This is a genomic window from Glaciimonas sp. CA11.2 (assembly GCF_034314045.1).
Lineage (GTDB): Bacteria > Pseudomonadota > Gammaproteobacteria > Burkholderiales > Burkholderiaceae_D > Glaciimonas.
This window is the reverse complement of record NZ_JAVIWL010000001.1, coordinates 4,092,268-4,107,936: the sequence shown is the minus strand read 5'-3', so window position 1 is coordinate 4,107,936 and position 15,669 is coordinate 4,092,268. Positions and strand designations below refer to the sequence as shown.

Below are 15,669 nucleotides of genomic sequence, written 5' to 3'. Positions count from 1 at the left end.
TCGTGGGGCCGGTAGTCGCTGATTCAATACACTAATCAAGCAAAAATCTACCGGGCTGCCTAACAAATTAGACAAATTCCCCCGACAAACGCGGGTGAAGGTAAAATTAACACCTCTCGTCTTTATTTGACGCGATACGCTTGAAAATACGTTGCCTGGCAATCATTTCAAGGGTTTCAAGAAGTGAACTGTAAGCAAACACCAAATACACAAGAGGAATCGATTGAAAACAGCACTGGTCGGAGACTACAGCATCCCCGAGTTCGACAAAACGATCATGACTAACTTATTGGTGTCCGTAGTGGACCTCAATATCGTCAGACAAGAATATAAACTCATCGGCGTCCGTAACGCCGATCAGGAAATCTATCGCGTAATCGGTGCAACTACCGATAACCAATACAACAACGCGTACGAAGAACTTGATGACATGGGTTTGATAGATGACCTGCAAGAAAGCGATCGGGAAAAAAATGGTTATGACGCTATCTTTAGCCTTAACCTTGACGCCGATGCATAACATGCCCAAATAGGGTAGTTCTATTTGCTCAAATTGAGCGCTATCCGCGGATAGCGCTTTTTTTAAAAGTTACTCTTATAGCCTACTTTATATCAACTATCAACAGGCCTAATTCATATCTGATTTAGCGCTATCTGCAACATCTCTTTCTACCAACTCACCTGCCGCCGTCAGAAATGCGTTGACCGTCAAGACCTCATCTTGGGATGCGCCATGTTCACTTAATTGGGCAATGATCGTATTCATCACAGGATTGACATAAATAAATTAACCATGAAATAGCCGCACGACAGACCACAAATGCAAGTGGGATAACGAGAAGCGTGGCGATATGCACGCACGATAAAAATCGTTTCTTAAATCTTTTTATACTTTTCCATATAGCAGAGCATTAACCAAATAAGCGGCAGAATACGCAACTTAGAAGCTGGCTGAGATTACCTGGATCAGGATTTAAATCAGCAATTAGGACCCCACCAATAATGTCTGACGGTGAGCACGTAACAATGTCAATCAGTAGAGTTCGCGGCGTATTGGATATACAAAAGATCAATACCCTGACATGCAGAAGTGCAGGAAGGAGACTCCACAAAAGTGTTTTTCATCAAATCTGGATCACCAGTCAAAATGCGCATAGGCATGAATGGATTGCACACATACAGTCTACCTTTAGTCCAGTTTGTAACCGGTTGTAATCGTGGTCAACCATCGACCGATCAAGGTCGTTTATACCGCAAGCCCTCAGGATGACCTGAGTTAATCAAGACCACGTAAAAGGTACTCAAATGAATAAATTATTAGCTGCTCTGATCGCTGGCTTGTTTGCTACTTCCGTCTTTGCACAAGCCGCCGCGCCATCAGCACCAGTCGCCCCAGCTACGCCGATCACTAACACTGCCAAGACTACGAAGGCGGAAACAAAAGTCGCTGCTGATTCGGGAACAAAAACGGTGAAGGCAAAAGCCCATCATAAAGTAGCGAAGGTCAAGGCAACCAAAGCCAAATCCGAAGCAAAAGTAACGCCACCAGTGGCCAAGGTAGATGCAACTAAAACCGCTCCTAAATAAAATAGATAGTCGGTCGTAAAAAGACAGGTTTATCCTGTCTTTTTTTTATTTCTAATACGGATAAACGCCTCGCAATAATTGGTGAGATTTCGGAAATAATTTTTTGAAATAATTTTTTGAAATAATTAAGGAGCGCTCTAACCTTAGTCTGATCCATGAGCGCATAATTACCGTCTGAGAATAGGCCTCAAAGACCTTGCAATAACAGAGTATTTTAACGAGAGAAATAATGAACAAATCAATCATCACCGCATGTCTGCTCTCTGGTTTGCTAATCGCGGGAACGGCTTCCTATGCTGTCGAGCAAGGCACGCAACCAGCCGTCAATGGTACAAAAGGGAGTGCCCGTAGCCAACAAGATGCAGTGCCTGCAACACAAAAGCGCCTTACTGAACTGAAACAAAAACTCAATCTTAAATCATCTCAGCAAACCGCATGGGATACATTTTCAAGTGGTTTAGCCGCGCAAGCAACATTGCGCGCACAATCCAAAGAAAAAATGAAAAGCGCGCTTGGCCCTGATTATGAAAATTTGTCCACGCCAGAAAAAATGGAAAAGATGGTCATCATGATGCGTTCGAATGCCGATTTTTTGAGCAAGACCGCTTCAATCACCAGGACTTTTTATGATGGGTTAAGTACTGAGCAAAAGACTATTTTCGATCTTTTTGCAAAGACGACCTGGACCAATCGAATGAAAGAACAAATGCGATAGCATCCTTGCCTATGTCTACCATACGCATGCAGTTTATTCACGATGCAATACAAAAGTCTGAAGAATCAACAATCTACTTTGAATGCATGCTGAGTTATGTGGCTAGCCGAAGAATGCAGCTTCTCATCCGAAGTAAAACGAACTAACACACAAGTTGTAAAGCCGCGAATGACGTCGACTCTCATGCACCTTACCTTAACGTTTAAGGTTCTTTAATCATCGAGGTGTCTGACGAAACGGGTTGTCCGCGGTGGGTAAAATTGACATTGTGGCAAACTCGATCGCGCCCGCTGGTTTTCGCCGCGTAGAGTGCTGTATCGGCAGCTTGTATTAATTCGAGTGGCATATTTTCATCCCTGACTGGAACAAAAGCATCGACACCGGCGCTAATTGTTACTATGCCGGCAGGATTTCCCGTATGTTTAATTGCGAGGTTGCGTATCGCCATGCGGATATTTTCGGCGATGACCATCGCACCGTTTATATCGGTACATGGGAGCAATACGCTAAGTTCTTCGCCGCCGTATCTTGCGGCTACATCACTTGGTCGGCGTTGACTGGACTCAACAACCTGACTAATGCGCCGCAAGCATTCGTCTCCCGCTATATGACCGTAGATATCGTTATATTGCTTGAAGCAATCTACGTCAATCATGATTAATGCAAGTGAACTTGCGTTGCGCATTGCCCGATTAAACTCCTTATCCAGTGCGATATCGAAATGGCGACGATTTGAAAGACCGGTCAGACCGTCTTGCAGAGACAGTTTTTCAAGTGTCTGATTAAGTGCCTCCAAAGCATCGCGTGCGCGCACAATTTCGGTTTCAGCATCGACCCTTCGTTTAATTTGACCGACTAAATGAAACCCAACTAAACCTAGCACGATCAAGAGAAAAGCTACGCCTGCCGAATGGAGGTAGGTGTCTGCCAACCAGTCCGCCAGAACTTCAGGTTCTGACAATGCTGCAGAAACAAAAAGAGGATATTTGCGTATTCTGGTCAACGTGACCGCTCATTCTGGCCGATCGTGACCGCTGCGCCTGCGATGTTGTTACGCGGTTAAATTGTAATGTCTGCGGTCACGATGGGTCGATAGTTTTCTCCTTTTTGCTGGTTTTAGGTCGTTCTGCGCCACGCAGTGAATCGCCGGTCAGTGTCAGCCGATGATTGCGCTGCAGAATGCGGTCCAGGATGGCGTCGGCAATAGTGGCGTCGCCAATCCAGGCATGCCAATGGTCAACAGGAAGTTGACTGGTAATAATCGTCGCTCTGTTTGCCGCCCGGTCGTCAATCATCTCCAGCAAGTCGGAACGGGTCGTGCTGTCGATCGCGCCCATGCCCCAGTCATCAAGTACCAAGACATCGATCTTGGCGAGTTGGAGCAGCCATTTCCCAAAGCTGCCGCTGCCGTGCCGGATGCGTAGTTCTTCCTGTAGACGGGGTACGCGTTGATAAACAGCAGAGTATCCGCGCCGACAGGCGTACTGTGCCAGTGCGCAGGCCAGCCACGATTTGCCAGCACCGGTCGGTCCGGTAATGAGAATGCTGTGGCCAGCACTGACCCAATCTCCCAGCGCCAGACTCATCACTTCACGGCGGTCGATGCCACGCCCCGAGCGGGCATCAATGTCTTCAATCGCCGCTTGTGCGTATTTCAGGTGGGCGTTCTTAAGCAGGCGCAGGAGCTTGCGGTCATTGCGGCAATGGACTTCGCGATCAACCAAGAGTGCCAGACGTTCCTCGAAACTCATCGCCGCCATACTGGCCTGCGTCAATTGTTCCTCCAGTCCGGTCGCTAAGCCATCGAGTTTTAAGGTCCGCAATTGGGCCAGAGTGGTATGCATCATCATCGTTGACATCCTCATTGATAGTAATCAGGGCCACGCACATGGGCATGGTCAGGACTGACCCAATCGCCAACTGGGGCACACGGTGTGCGATCACGGTTATTTTTGAGAATGTCACGGACGTGGCGGTATTGGCAGGCACCGAGCTGTAAGGCCAGCATGCATCCTGCTTCAAGACGTGGCTTGCCGTAGCGCTTGGCCAATGACAGCAGACCAAGACAGGCACGGTAGCCGTGCTCGGGATGTCTGTTCTCGGCCATCAGACGCGTCACCGCCTCCGCTGTCGCCGTACCGATGGTCTGTCCCCAGTGAATCAGTCGCTGTGGCGTCCATTCCAATTGCGCACGATGCGCCACCGGCATATGCAGGGTGTCGGTGGTGAACCCGCCTTCGCCACTGTTGCGCGGATGACTGGCGACACGTTGACCGCGATGCAGGATTTCCACTGTCGTCGCTGTCATCCGGGCTTCCAGCACCTGACCGACCAGGGCTTGCGGCACACTGTAGTGATGGCGGCCGATCTCAACGTGGTAATCGTTATGCACCCTGACAGTCTTGAAATGCGCCATCTCATAACATTGCAATGGCAAAGGCCGTAGCGCCGGGACATCGAGTTGGGCAAACGCACTGGCGCGACTACCGGGTAGCTTCTGAAACGGCTTATCGTTAAGTACGCTCAGCAGCGGTGCGATGGCGACATCGACCTCGTGGACGCTGCTAAATTGCTGATGTCGCAGACGCGCCATGATCCAGCGCTCGACGATCTGCACTGCTGATTCGGCCTTCGCTTTATCCTGAGGATGACGCGGACGGGCTGGCAAGATGGAGGTGCCGTAGTGGCGCGCAAAATCGCGTACGGTGTCGTTACTGCGTGGTTCGTAGCGATTGGCGTCGGCGATCATAGCCTTCGGATTATCGGGAACAATCAACTGCGGTACCCCGCCGAAGAAGCGCAGCGCACGCGCTGTCGAAGTGAGCCAGTCGGCCATCGTCTCACGCGGCGTAGCACAGGCATAGGTGTAGCTCGATGCGCCCAGAGCAGCGACGAAGATGTGGGCACGGCTACCATCAGTGAGACCGATAGTCGGACCAGCATAATCAATGAACAGTTTCTCGCCAGCCCGGTGAATCTGGCGCATAGAGCGTTTGAGCTGTTTGGCAAACTGCCGGTAATTCACGCAGAACTGTGAGTAGGCATAGGTCTGGTGCTGGGCATAATCGGCACGATACTCTTCCCATAGCAACATCAGCGTCATCCCCTTGCGCCGCAGTTCGTGATGCAGCCTGGCGTAATCTGGCTGGACATGGTCTCGGGTCCGTTCTGGCGTGACCAAAAGCCGGTGCGCCAACTCGGTGTCGTCTACATCTTGCACCGCCGACCAGTCCAAACCGGCAACGGCGGCCAGGCCGACATACTTGGTGACGACTCCTTTTGAAATCCCCAGTGCTGCGGCAATCTGCTGGTGCGATAGTTTGGCATCCAGTTTTAAACGTAATACGTCTTTTATCTTACGCATAGTGATCCTTTGTACGGGCACGTTGTCTCCAGACAAACTGGAAGCGTACCCGTTCGGTTGCTCTATGCGTAACATCATCACGGTGCTGTACGACACCATTCCGGTATCGTGACCGATGATTCTGCTATCGTGACCGCCGATTCTGGTCGGGCTTGAAATCGGTCACGATAGACCGGAATGAGCGGTCACGATGCGCCAGAATGGTCGGTCACGATAGACCAGAATCGGTGGTCACGATCGGCCAGAATACCCAGATATTGATCGAGCCGCCGAAAGCTGTTGATGCGCCTTATCCCGTCTTGCCCCGATTTTATAACGGTTGTTCCAGCCTTGCCTTTGGTGACGTCCTGAACCAATATCGAGCCGGAAATATTCTTACCGATAGAGTCCTTCAGAAGAGGGCTGCGGGTTAACATCACGCCGCTATCTAAGGCGAGCGTAATCGCACCGTGCCGGCCAATATCAAAACTCTCGTAAAATTTATTAAAATAATCGATGCTAATTGTGGCTAGTGCCACGCCAGCAAAGCTACCATCGGCATGATTAATTCTGCGCGATAAAGTCAGTATCCAGGCTCCGGTAGACCGGCTTCGGAGCGGAATTCCAACATAAGGCCCAGAATTAGAGTGCGTCCGATGATAAATAAAATAGTCGCGATCCGCATTATTGACGTTTGACACTACTGCTGGTAATGAATAGGTCAACCAACGGCCGTTTTCATCGTAGACGTAGATACCATTCAGTTGCGGCAATTCAGTCACCCGCAACGCCAGCAGAGTATGAAGTCGGTTCAGCGCTATAGGGCTGATTCCATCTGTTTGCACCCGCTCAACGAGCCCAACCAGCGCGGTATCCACTTCTTTAATTGTGTCATCTGCATGCTGGGCTATTGCGCGCGCCATGTTGGACGTAGCGATGTCCATCTCGTGCAGCTGAACTTTACGCGCGGTCCAGCTTCGCCATCCATCAACAAATACAAGCGAAAGGCACACTAAAATAACGAAAATACCTGCCAACGACGTTATAGAAATAAGTTTGGGTTTTAAACCATCCTGAGATTTCGATTTATCGGCAAGACTAATCATGATTTTTCTTGCATTTTAGCTATGAATTCAGATTCACCGTACACTTTTCGGAAAAATAAAAGCAATCCTATATTCTGAATTCGTCTCACTTAATGTCTTTATTGTTATAGGGGTAACTATTATTGATTATAGAAATAGATAGAGCAATGCAATTTTATTTACTGATAACCACTCGCATTCACGTCGTCTATTTCACTCTATGAATGCTGCTCTGAGTTCGGGTTTACGTTGCGCTAAGGTTAGCGGCGTTAATTATTCGGAAGGCCAACCATCACCAGGCTAAACGGTCGTTATTTCCTGTTCCCAAGGTGCAGGATGGCGGTCACAGTTGCGACCGGCCTTGGCTACCTGTCCAGGCACTTCATGACCGAGCAACGCTGGCAACTGGCGCGACATAGCGATCAGTTTTGGCAAGTCGATACCTGTTTCAATGCCGATTTCTTCGCAGAGATTCACCAGATCTTCGGTGCATATATTGCCCGACGCGCCGGGTGCGAATGGGCAACCTCCCAGACCACCAAGGGCTGAGTCAAAACGTCGCGCACCGACCTCATACGCCGCAAGGACGTTCGCGAGGCCGAGTCCACGCGTGTTATGGAAATGTAATGTCAACGCCGATGACGGTAGTGTCCTGAGTACGCGTTCAACCAAACGTGCGACCTGGCGCGGATTAGCCATCCCAGTCGTATCTGCCAGCGTGATAGCCCCGATTCCCATCTCCAGATACTGCTCCACGAACCCCATCACGCGGTCTTCGTCAATTTTTCCTTCAAATGGACAACCAAAGGTTGTGGCAATCGTTCCGTTAAGCGAGAGTCCAGTCCCCGCAGCCAACGCCACGACGTCACCAAACGCCGCCAACGATTCCTCGCAACGCATCCGCATATTGGCGCGATTGTGCGTCTGACTTGCGGACATCACGAGATTAAGCTCATCGACGCCCGCATGGATCGCGCGTTCAGCACCCTTCCGGTTCGGTATCAAGGCAACGTACACAACGCCCGGCTGGCGTCGGATTCGTGCGAAAACCTCTTCACCGTCACGTAACGCGGGAATCGCCTTGGGCGACACAAAAGAACCGGCTTCAATACGGCTAAAGCCAGCGCCAGAGAGCTGATCAATCAACGCTACTTTATTGTCTGTAGAAACCCACCTCGGCTCAATTTGCAGGCCATCCCGCGGTGCTACTTCCTGCACGATCAGTCGTTCAGAAAAGTCGGTGATCATTGGATGACTCCGGTATCTCTTAATCGTTGAATTTCGCTATCGCCCAAGCCTAACTCAGTAAGTACTTCGGCTGTGTGTGCGCCCAGCGCTGGACCTTGCCAATTCACCTGGCCCGGTGTTTCCGACAGTTTAGGCACAATCCCGGGCATTTTGACATGCACGCCGCCGGGCAACTCTGCCGACAAAAGCATATCCCGCGCCTGATAATGAGGATCGGCCACAATATCGGCAACAGAGTATATTCGCCCTGCCGGTACGCCAGCCTTTTCCAGCGTCGCCAATACGTCTTCGATCGCATTCGCTGAGGTCCAACCGGCAATCGCTGCATCGAGCAACACGACCTGTGCGACGCGTCCATCGTTGTGTTCGAAATGTGGATCATCAGCCAGATCAGCGCGTCCAATAGCCTGCATCAGGCGCTTAAAAATGGGATTGCTATTGCCAGCTATAACGACATAAGCGCCGTCACGAGTCGGATAGGTATTCGAAGGAGCAATTCCAGGCAAAGCGCCACCGCTACGTTCGCGCACATGACCGAGCAAATCATATTCGGGAATCAGACTTTCCATCACGTTGAAGACACTCTCCACCAGTGACACGTCCACCACCTGACCGTCGCCCTGACCCGTCTTGACGCGCAATACCGACATCAAGGCGCCCATTACGGCGTGCAAGGATGCGAGTGAGTCACCTAAACTGACACCAACACGGGCCGGAGCGCCATTTGGTTCACCCGTTGTGTAACGGATACCGCCCATGGCCTCACCAATGGCACCAAATCCAGGGCGATCCTTATACGGGCCAGTCTGACCATAGCCAGAGATGCGTACCATCGTCAGTTTCGGATTCAAGGCATGGAGCACGTCCCACCCCAAACCCAGTTTCTCCATCGCACCGGGCTTCAAGTTTTCGATCAGAACGTCGGCATTACTGACAAGACGCTTAATGATCTCGATGCCTTCAGGAGACTTCAAATTGATTGAAATGGATTTTTTGTTGCGCGATTGGAGATACCACCAAAGCGATGTGCCTTCGTAGAGCTTTCTCCATTTTCGAATAGGGTCACCGACACCGGGAGCTTCGATTTTTATTACTTCTGCACCGAACTCACCCATCATGCGGGCGGCGAAAGGTGCGGCGATCAACGTGCCAATTTCGATGACACGGATACCTTTAAGCGGTCCACTCATTACAATCTCCATTTATCATTTTATTCAGAATAGGAGGAGGATAGAGGGAGAGCGGGACTTTCGTCCAATCCTAATTTATCAGGGAGCATTTGCGCGATTGCAATGTTGTGTTTTTATTACTATAATGCCTGCCGATTGGCTGGATAGAATGCTATTAAAATAGTTTTTACTCAATGTCCTTAGGCCATGCAACGCTCGCTTGTGCCTTACGGCCCAGTACATGTATGTGCACTTTTCAGGCTTTCCCGACGTTTCGTAACGCGTCCCACTTGGCAGTCTTTTGCACGCTAAAATACCGTAAGTCACATTTAGGCAATTTTTTAGATGATTTTTTTTAGATGATTTTTTTAGATGATATCTCACCGATAGATTTTTCGATAAACATCAAAAATGCAAAGAGTTAAACGAAAAGGATTACCTAATGAGTAGCATCAGCCACATCATTCACGCACATGTCCGCGATATCGGCTTCCCGGTCAGGCGTTTGTTGCCAGCCGCGGAGGTGAGGACTGTCGGGCCCTTTGTTTTTTTCGATCACATGGGACCCTATACGTTTTCGACCGAAGGTAGTTCAGGCGACGTTCGGCCTCATCCACATATCGGATTAGCGACCGTTACCTATCTGTTCTCTGGTGCGATGATGCATCGCGATAGTCTGGGCAGCGTGCAACGCATCGTACCGGGCGATATTAACTGGATGACATCGGGGCGAGGAATCACGCACTCAGAACGCGTGCCTGAAGATATTCGCCAACAAGGCGTGGCCGTTCAGGGCCTGCAAATGTGGGTGGCTCTGCCACAAAAAGACGAAGAAACGACACCCGGCTTTTGGCACTATCCGGAAGCAGATCTTCCCTTTGTGCAATTAGAAGGTGCAACGTACCACGTCCTGGTAGGAACAGCATTTGGTCAGACATCTCCCGTCAAAACACACAGCGATACGCTGTACGTTTCTGCCAGACTCGCTGCGGGTACAAGCATGCAAGTAACACCCGATTATGCTGAACGCGCTATTTACATCATTAGTGGGGCGTTGACGGTCGATGGTCAAGCGGTGGATCAAGGCGCATTGATTGTGCTTAAATCCGGGAGCACGGTCACCGTGGTTGCACCGCGCGATACCGCCTTCATGATTTTAGGTGGTGAACCGCTTGATGGTCCCCGCTTTCTCTGGTGGAATTTCGTGGCGAGCACAAAGGAGCGGATCGAACGCGCTAAACTGGCTTGGTTAAATCAAGAGCAGAATATTTTTCCGTCCGTACCGGGCGAAACGGAGTTTATTCCGCTGCCCCAAAGTTAGTCATGACCAGCATGCCAGCGGGCCATGAAAATATTAAATACTACAAAACGTGTCTAGCCATAAAGCACTGATGCTCGAAAATGGTATCGCGCCATGAATCAATAAAAAAACCATCCTGGCAAAAGCCAGCATGGTTTTTTTTACATTCGCCGAATATTAAATCGACCAAAATCAGGCGGCCGCTTTTTCCTTCGCCAGTGACGCCATATCAATCACAAAGCGATATTTAACATCGCTTTTGAGCATGCGTTCGTAAGCTGTATTGAGGTCCTGAATCGGAATCAACTCAATATCCGAAGTAATCCCGTGCTCAGCACAGAAATCCAGCATTTCTTGCGTTTCCTTGATACCGCCGATGAGTGATCCCGCCAAGGTGCGTCGTTTCATGATCAAATTAAACACGTTCGGTGAAGGATGCGATTCGGCTGGCGCGCCGACTAATGTCATCGCTCCATCACGCTTTAGCAAGTTTAAGAAATGATCCAGATTATGCGGTGCAGCCACGGTATTCAGAATGAAGTCGAAACTATTGACGTGTTTTGCCATTTGGTCAGGATCTTTAGAGATGACAACCTCATCGGCACCCAGGCGCAACGCATCATCTATCTTGTTTGGCGACGTCGTGAACAACACCACGTGTGCGCCCATTGCATGGGCAATTTTTACGCCCATGTGGCCAAGACCGCCTAATCCAACGATACCAACCTTGTGGCCTTTGCTGACCTTCCAATGGCGTAACGGTGAATAAGTCGTGATACCGGCACATAAAAGTGGAGCCGCCGACGCCGGATCGAGTTTGTCTGAAATATGTAAAACAAATTTTTCACTGACGACGATATTGTTAGCATAACCGCCAAAAGTCACGCCGCCGCTATGCTTATCTTCACCGTTATAAGTGCCGATGAAGCCGGTCTCACAATATTGTTCAAGGCCTTCTGCGCAGCTCGGACAAGTCTGACATGAATCGACCATGCAACCGACGCCAGCCATTTCGCCTACTTTAAAGGCTTTTACATGAGTACCAACCTTGGTAATACGCCCCACAATTTCGTGGCCCGGTACACTTGGATAGATGGTGTTATGCCATTCATCGCGCGCAGTATGCAGGTCAGAATGGCAGACCCCACAATACAAAATGTCGATTTGGACATCGTGCGGACCTGGTTCCCGACGATCAAAGGTGAATGGTGCTAAGGGTGTTTGCGCCGACTGTGCGGCGTATCCAATTGCTTTAGGCATTTTCAATTTCCTTTGTTAGGTAAAACAAAAAACAGCGATCAGCATCGCTTAAGGCAACAATGGTAACCCTATCGGATAAAATTTTCCCGCGAGGGTCGATTTTGCTGCTGCGCACAATCTCTTTTTATTCAAAAGAACAAGTGTCAAAAACCAGACTATCGCCTAAGTAAGTAAAAATTATGTAATCTTGCTACATAATTTCTCGACCCAAACCGCGCTGCCCAACACCATTTCTTGACCTCCAACAACAATAAACATCAAACAAAATATTGCATCACAATTTATAGTGGATAATGCGCCCCCAGCCACTCGCAACATCTTGGCTCCCATATACTGTTGGAGAATCTCGTGATCATTGAAGCACAACTACCCGCCGTAACGGCACTCATCCAAAAAGCAGCAAGCGATAGTGACAGCGTTGCTTTTAATGCTTTGTATACACTATTCCCGAAGAACACCCCAGCGCAAAAAGTCCATGCCACACTGGAAGCTGCTTGCACTAGCATTGCTAATTTACATACCGCAATTTACGCGGTTGTCATGGTTAAAAAAGATACCGGCCTGCCCGGCGACGCTTTTTTTGTGACATTTAAAGCAGTCCATGAAGATGAATATGCCACTATAGCCGGCGACACCCCGCATCTGCATTTGACCTCGGCGCAAAAGCAATTAATGGTCAATGCTGAAAAAGCCAGAGTCTACGCACACGCAAAAGCTTGATTGAATTTTAGGCATATTTCGCTTTAAAGCAAATCCGCATTCGTAAAGTTTGTCTGAAATTCAAATAAAAAAACCGCGTTCTTAGTAAGGATCGCGGTTTTTTTATACACTATGACTTTGCATGCTTTATTTAGGTTCTCGTAAAAATCCCCGCACCATTCGCCACACATCATCTGCAATGGGAACCATGGCTAACACCACCAAAGTTGCAGCCAGCGGCACTGTCGAAATAAATCCTACTTTTTTAAATCCCAACGCACCGACAAAGCCGCCGCAAAAAAATAGAAACACTAACGTTCCAAGCAAACGCAGTTTATTCAGATCAGCATGGACTGATAATTTTTGATCATGCCGCGCGCTGTTCCAATAGAGCAATTTTCCCAATTCGATACCAATGTCGGTGACCATCCCAGTCATGTGGGTTGTACGAATCTCTGACTTGGAGATTTTAGTGATAATGGCATTTTGCAGACCCATAATGAAGCACAGCAACAAGACCGTGAACGGTACCAACAACCATTGATGGTTTTCCAAATTGCTCCCCAACAAGCCAAACAATAATAGCAATGCAGCCTCTAACATAAGGGGTATCGCATACTCTCCATGGAGATCGCGTTTTCGACTCCAATTAATAAAAATCGCGCAACAGGCTGCCCCAAACGTAAAAAACAGAAGTGATGCCAGGCCGGACAACAGGAAGCCAATTGAACCAAGCGCCAGGTTATCGCTCATCGAAGAAATAATTCCTGACATGTGAGACGTATATTGTCCCACCGCCAAAAAACCTCCGGCATTGATCGCCCCTGCAATGAATGACAAGAAGCAGGCCAGATGAATATTGCCCCGCTGGCTGCGCTCCCGGCCGGTGAGTTGTCTTAAGTAAGGTATCGGCATAGTTGCCTGATCATACTCCGCCATTGCCGTGCCATCACGATTTGTCACAGTAAGTAACTACACAACCCCTCAATTCCAACATCGCCAGCGCATCTCACCCATGGATCATGTGGCTGGACGGTGTGGGCCTGCCTTCACGTTGATATCTCCAGATAAGCCATCCACTAGCCGCCAAGGTTAAGAGTTCCGTAATTAATAATGCATACCAGATTGTCTTGCCACCCAAATAGGTATTTAGTAGCCATAAAGAACCCAGCAACAAAACCCAACTTCGCAAAATGGCAATAATCGCAGAAGCACCGGGACGCTCAACCGCAGTCAGATAACCGGCTGCAATCAAGTTACAACCTGCTGGCAAGAAAGCCAGCGCATACCAGATGATCACTGGCGCCAATATTTCCCATGCTGATCCACCATCGGGCAGAAAAAGAAACGTTAGCTGTCTGGAAAATACGCACATGACAACCGCAATGATCACGGCAACGGCCATCACTGAGGTCGCTCCAAAAGCAAAGACCACGTGCATCGCGCGGGGCTGATTTGCTCCGCGATAAAAGCTGATCATCGGCTGCATACTTTGAACCAAACCAACCATGGTGACGGTGGCGGCCAGCGTCATGTATTCCAAAATAGCGTAAGCGGCCAATCCGCTCTCACCATATGTGTTCAACACTAGTCGATTGAAAACAAAGATGGTGACGACGGCGGCAATCGCTCCCAAAAATTCCGACGAACCGTTGTACAAAATCGTTCCGACATTACTGCCATCTTTAAACGCATTCCAGCAAGGTTTGATATTTTTTGCTTTGAAAACGTGATAACTCAACATGGTGAAACTCGAGACCAGCATACTGATTCCCGTCGCCAATCCAGCCCCTTGCATGCCAAGCGGAAGGACAACGATAAAGTAATAATCTAAAACAACATTCACAAAGGCACCCAACAACATCGCGTACAAACCAAATGTCGCCGCTTTTGTCCCCTCGGTACGTAAGAAAAATTCTAGCGCGTACAACGCTTGCGCAAACAAAATAAACCATGCGTATGCGCGCAGATAGTCTTCCACCAGAATTGCCAAATGGCCGGTCGCGCCCATCATTTCTGCTATTTTTGACGTGTTGGTTAACACCACGACGCTTAGCCCAATGCCTATAGCAAGCATCGTCCATAACGCTTGAGTAAATACGCGACGCGCTTCATCGAAGCGTCCCTCGCCAGATAAACGTGCAATTAACGTCGCACCGCCGACGCCAATCATCAGACTGACGGCATAAGGCACATACAACAAAGGGACCAGCAGATTGAGCGCCGCTAGTGATTCTGCCCCGAGATAGCGTCCTATAAAAATGCCGTCAACGAACGTGTAGAGGGTGTACACCCAACCTGAAAGCAAAGTCGGAATCGCTAAGGCAATAAATTGTTTTAACAGGGATTTTGTGGAAGTGTTGTGCATAAAACGTGATTTTCTATTGTGTAAGAAATGCACGATTTCAGTAGAGCGTTAATTTTAGTAGCGTATTAGCAGAAAAGTCGATCTGATGCGTTGCAATCGGGGCGTTACGCCACCTGTTCAACGTTGGAGAAAAATGAAATCGGGCTAACAGTAAAAAATAAACCATCACAGAGATAACCTGCGTGATCGGGCCTATTGATCCATTGTTGCGCAGTGGGCAATCAAACTGGATTTATAAAGCTGGCATGAGCCGCGCACCTACTGACAAACCAGTGCAATGAGAGTCCGCCCCAAACAACGTTCAGAACGGTTTTGTTGCGGTTAAGAAGTTGCCAGGCGTCTTTTAATCAGGGCTTCGCGTACTTTGTCGTAGCCTATGTTGAACAGCAACGTATAGGGCAAAAAGAAAAGGAGCAAGCCGATATCGAGCACGAACGCATCCAGCAAACTCAAATTCAACCACCACGCGGCCAATGGAACCACCGTCACAATCAGTCCTAATTCGAATGAAATTGCATGAATGACACGAACGCCAAATGTCCGTACCAGATTCATACGTCGCTCAATCCGGTCAAACAGCGCATTAAAGACAACATTCCAAACCATCGCAATGAGCGAAATCATTAATGTAAGCAAGCCAGCGTGGGCCATCGATACACCCATTAGCCAGGACAGTGCCGGCGCGCTGATGGCAACGGCCAACAACTCGAAGGTCAAGGCGTGAAATCCGCGCTCGGCAAACGATTTTTTGGTATGGATATTATTGGTTTTATTGGTCTGGCTGGTGTCACTGGTCTGACTGACGTGACTGACGTGACTGACGTGACTGGTGTGTTCGGTGATACGCATACAAGCTCCTAAGCTTTATTTATAACTGATCCTTGCTATTCTCCTT

Annotated in this window: 15 protein-coding genes and 1 pseudogene; 5 read left to right on the top strand and 11 right to left on the bottom strand. The window is 49.0% G+C overall.

Going from position 1 to position 15,669, the window contains the following annotated elements; translation table 11 throughout:
* The first annotated feature begins 223 nt into the window (after positions 1-223).
* Positions 224-520, top strand: a complete 297-nt coding sequence (locus tag RGU75_RS17835; RefSeq protein WP_322238254.1) for a hypothetical protein — start codon at positions 224-226, stop codon at positions 518-520.
* A gap of 108 nt (positions 521-628) precedes the next feature.
* Here the strand turns inward: RGU75_RS17835 and RGU75_RS17830 are convergent, their stop codons facing one another.
* Positions 629-769 (bottom strand): hypothetical protein, encoded by a 141-nt coding sequence (locus tag RGU75_RS17830; RefSeq protein ID WP_322238253.1) that lies wholly within the window; start codon positions 767-769, stop codon positions 629-631.
* Between the two features lie 536 nt (positions 770-1,305).
* On the opposite strand from RGU75_RS17830, the gene RGU75_RS17825 reads away from it, so the two are divergent.
* On the top strand, positions 1,306-1,587 hold the full coding sequence (locus RGU75_RS17825) for a hypothetical protein (RefSeq protein ID WP_322238251.1): 282 nt from the start codon (positions 1,306-1,308) through the stop codon (positions 1,585-1,587).
* A gap of 229 nt (positions 1,588-1,816) precedes the next feature.
* Positions 1,817-2,302 carry a Spy/CpxP family protein refolding chaperone gene (locus tag RGU75_RS17820; RefSeq protein ID WP_322238250.1) on the top strand — a complete coding sequence of 162 codons (486 nt, stop codon included), beginning with the start codon at positions 1,817-1,819 and terminating at the stop codon, positions 2,300-2,302.
* A 202-nt stretch (positions 2,303-2,504) separates the two neighbouring features.
* On the opposite strand, the gene RGU75_RS17815 is transcribed toward RGU75_RS17820, so the two are convergent.
* The 6 genes from RGU75_RS17815 to RGU75_RS17790 all read right to left on the bottom strand — a co-directional run bounded on the left by RGU75_RS17815 (position 2,505) and on the right by RGU75_RS17790 (position 9,168).
* Positions 2,505-3,305: a diguanylate cyclase gene (locus RGU75_RS17815; RefSeq protein WP_322238247.1), complete on the bottom strand. Its 801-nt coding sequence runs from the start codon at positions 3,303-3,305 to the stop codon at positions 2,505-2,507.
* Between the two features lie 76 nt (positions 3,306-3,381).
* Positions 3,382-4,152, bottom strand: a complete 771-nt coding sequence (istB, locus tag RGU75_RS17810; RefSeq protein ID WP_322232626.1) for an IS21-like element helper ATPase IstB — start codon at positions 4,150-4,152, stop codon at positions 3,382-3,384.
* A gap of 11 nt (positions 4,153-4,163) precedes the next feature.
* Positions 4,164-5,687, bottom strand: a complete 1,524-nt coding sequence (istA, locus tag RGU75_RS17805) for an IS21 family transposase (RefSeq protein WP_322240175.1) — start codon at positions 5,685-5,687, stop codon at positions 4,164-4,166.
* A 164-nt stretch (positions 5,688-5,851) separates the two neighbouring features.
* Positions 5,852-6,751, bottom strand: a complete 900-nt coding sequence (locus RGU75_RS17800; RefSeq protein WP_322238245.1) for a cache domain-containing protein — start codon at positions 6,749-6,751, stop codon at positions 5,852-5,854.
* Between the two features lie 279 nt (positions 6,752-7,030).
* Positions 7,031-7,978, bottom strand: a complete 948-nt coding sequence (locus RGU75_RS17795) for a hydroxymethylglutaryl-CoA lyase (protein WP_322238243.1) — start codon at positions 7,976-7,978, stop codon at positions 7,031-7,033.
* A complete protein-coding gene (locus RGU75_RS17790; protein ID WP_322238241.1) occupies positions 7,975-9,168 on the bottom strand; it encodes a CaiB/BaiF CoA-transferase family protein in 1,194 nt (397 codons plus the stop codon). The genes RGU75_RS17795 and RGU75_RS17790 overlap by 4 nt, the downstream gene beginning before the upstream one ends.
* Before the next feature lie 421 nt (positions 9,169-9,589).
* Here RGU75_RS17790 and RGU75_RS17785 point away from each other — a divergent pair, with 421 nt between their 5' ends.
* Positions 9,590-10,468, top strand: a complete 879-nt coding sequence (locus RGU75_RS17785; RefSeq protein WP_322238240.1) for a pirin family protein — start codon at positions 9,590-9,592, stop codon at positions 10,466-10,468.
* Positions 10,469-10,639: 171 nt separating this feature from the next.
* Here the strand turns inward: RGU75_RS17785 and RGU75_RS17780 are convergent, their stop codons facing one another.
* A complete protein-coding gene (locus RGU75_RS17780; protein WP_322238237.1) occupies positions 10,640-11,707 on the bottom strand; it encodes an NAD(P)-dependent alcohol dehydrogenase in 1,068 nt (355 codons plus the stop codon).
* Between the two features lie 348 nt (positions 11,708-12,055).
* On the opposite strand from RGU75_RS17780, the gene RGU75_RS17775 reads away from it, so the two are divergent.
* Positions 12,056-12,427 (top strand): hypothetical protein, encoded by a 372-nt coding sequence (locus tag RGU75_RS17775; protein ID WP_322238234.1) that lies wholly within the window; start codon positions 12,056-12,058, stop codon positions 12,425-12,427.
* 159 nt (positions 12,428-12,586) lie between these two features.
* Here RGU75_RS17775 and RGU75_RS17770 read toward each other — a convergent pair.
* The 3 genes and pseudogenes from RGU75_RS17770 to RGU75_RS17760 form a co-directional block, all read right to left on the bottom strand.
* Positions 12,587-13,321 (bottom strand): annotated as a pseudogene (locus tag RGU75_RS17770) (YoaK family protein); the annotation flags it as partial.
* A 94-nt stretch (positions 13,322-13,415) separates the two neighbouring features.
* Positions 13,416-14,774: an MATE family efflux transporter gene (locus tag RGU75_RS17765; RefSeq protein WP_322238232.1), complete on the bottom strand. Its 1,359-nt coding sequence runs from the start codon at positions 14,772-14,774 to the stop codon at positions 13,416-13,418.
* Positions 14,775-15,095: 321 nt separating this feature from the next.
* A complete protein-coding gene (locus RGU75_RS17760) occupies positions 15,096-15,623 on the bottom strand; it encodes a multidrug/biocide efflux PACE transporter (RefSeq protein ID WP_322238230.1) in 528 nt (175 codons plus the stop codon).
* Positions 15,624-15,669: the final 46 nt, after the last annotated feature.